Consider the following 2,122-nt stretch of genomic DNA (forward strand, 5'->3'; position numbering starts at 1 on the left):
TACGTATACTATAAAAGGTAGATGTGATCCTCGTGTGAATTTGGAGTGAAAGATATGGGGATTTGAAAAGGGATAAAATAGTTGTTGTTGTTGTAAGAGTTATAGTATAGGTGGGGATATAATAGAAAATATTCTTTTGTAAAACGATAGGAATCTGAATATAAATAAAAGTTGAAATCTATGAAAAAAAGGATTATGCTCAACTATATTATAAGAATATAAGGTTTATCCCGCTACTTGTAGGCTCTTAAAGAGTCTTTATTTATGGGGGGATAAAAGCTTCACTTGATAAAGGGAGTTAGTGATATGGAAGTAGCAAAAAAACAAGGGTTGTATAATCGCCTTGTACGATTAAATCCACCACAAATTTTAGCATTAGGCTTTTTTTGTTTAATTGTGGTCGGAGGATTGTTATTAAAGTTACCGTTTGCAACGAAAGTACATATTAGTTGGGTAGATGCTTTCTTTACAGCTACGTCGGCAGCGACTGTAACGGGTTTAGGTGTTGTAGATACTGCAAGTACGTTTACGATGTTTGGTGAAATTGTTATTATGTTTTTAATTCAAACGGGTGGTCTCGGCCTTATGACGATTGCCATTTTAATTGTTTGGGTATTAGGTAAAAAAATCGGTTTACGCCACCGATTATTAATTGGAGAAGCATTTAATCAAACAAATATTGGTGGTCTTGTGAAATTAGTGAAACGAGTTTTTATTTTTTCTATTTGTATCGAGCTAATTGGGGTTATCTTTTTATCGATTCGCTTTATTCCAGAGTTTGGTTTTGGAAAAGGTTTATACTATAGTATTTTTCACGTTATTGCGTCATATAATAATGCCGGCTTTGCGCTTTGGCCAGATAATTTAACAAGATATGTAGGAGATCCTATTATTAATATTGGGATTTGTTCTTTAATTGTAATAGGAGGGTTAGGGTTTACTGTATTAATTGATATATGGTATAGCCGTAGTTTCCGAAAATTATCACTGCACTCCAAAATCATGATTGTTGGAACGATAGCACTTAATGTTATTGCGATGATTGTGATTTTTGTATTGGAATATAATAATGTGAAGACTTTGGGACACTTATCTTTAAATGAAAAATTATGGGCTTCGTTCTTCCAAGGAATTACACCTCGTACAGCCGGTTTTAACACGGTAGATTATGGGGGGATGGAAGAGTCATCGATACTATTTACGATGGTATTAATGTTTATTGGTGCGGGAAGTGTATCGACAGGCGGTGGAATTAAGTTAACGACATTCGTTATTTTAATTACATCAGTTCTTTCTTTCTTTAGAAAGAAAGAGGATTTTGTTTTATTTCAGCGTACTATTAAAATGTCGACAGTAACGAGAGCGTTAGCAATTGTCGTTGCTAGTCAAATACTTATTTTTACAGCGGTATTTGTATTAATGCTTACAGAAGATTTCAGTTTTATTCAGTTATTATTTGAGACAATTTCAGCGTTTGGCACAGTAGGGTTAACGATGGGGATTACTGCGAAGCTATCGGCGTTTGGAAAATGTATTATTATGTTTGTTATGTTTTGTGGATTAATCGGACCGTTAACACTTGTGTTCTCTTTGGCTCGACCAGCGAAACAAAAAATTAAATATCCATCAGAAGATGTATTTACAGGATAAGGTATCCCGCATAAAGCGAGATACCTTTTTCTTTTTAAAAAAGAGAGAACAATAAACCAATAAGCGCCACTCGGAATAAAATCGCAATGAGTGCAGCGATACCGCCAATAATCGCTGCGGTGCCACCAGTTACAGTAGCCCCGCGATTATAAGCGTAAATACCGAGTAAAACAGACACAAGACCAAATAGTGTTGGGAATGTGAATAGTGATAATATTGCTAAAGCAAGAGCGATAAAACCAGCAGTCGATCCAGCTGCAGATGATCTTACATCATCGTTATCTTTATCATCATAATCAATACGCTGTGGTGCAACTTCAGCTGCGTATTCTTCTTTATAGTCACTATAATCACTATCTATTCGATCTCTTTTTTTATATTCATCAAATTTCTCAGTCAAAGTAAGGACTCCTTTCATAACAAGGTTCAATAGTAGTATGTTTCTCTTTACTGTTTTTATCCCGCTATTTGC

At 34.9% G+C, this 2,122-nt stretch carries 2 protein-coding genes; one reads left to right on the forward strand and one right to left on the reverse strand.

Features of this window, described 5'->3' with window-relative positions; all coding sequences use genetic code 11:
- Positions 1 to 306: 306 nt before the first annotated feature.
- Complete coding sequence (locus tag V7038_RS14565; RefSeq protein ID WP_002201206.1) at positions 307 to 1,650, forward strand: TrkH family potassium uptake protein; 1,344 nt, start codon at positions 307 to 309, stop codon at positions 1,648 to 1,650.
- A gap of 34 nt (positions 1,651 to 1,684) precedes the next feature.
- Here the strand turns inward: V7038_RS14565 and V7038_RS14570 are convergent, their stop codons facing one another.
- Positions 1,685 to 2,050: a hypothetical protein gene (locus tag V7038_RS14570; protein ID WP_002158683.1), complete on the reverse strand. Its 366-nt coding sequence runs from the start codon at positions 2,048 to 2,050 to the stop codon at positions 1,685 to 1,687.
- Between the last annotated feature and the right edge of the window lie 72 nt (positions 2,051 to 2,122).

The sequence above is a fragment of the Bacillus sp. JJ783 genome, from assembly GCF_036963225.1.
Taxonomy (GTDB): domain Bacteria; phylum Bacillota; class Bacilli; order Bacillales; family Bacillaceae_G; genus Bacillus_A; species Bacillus_A cereus_U.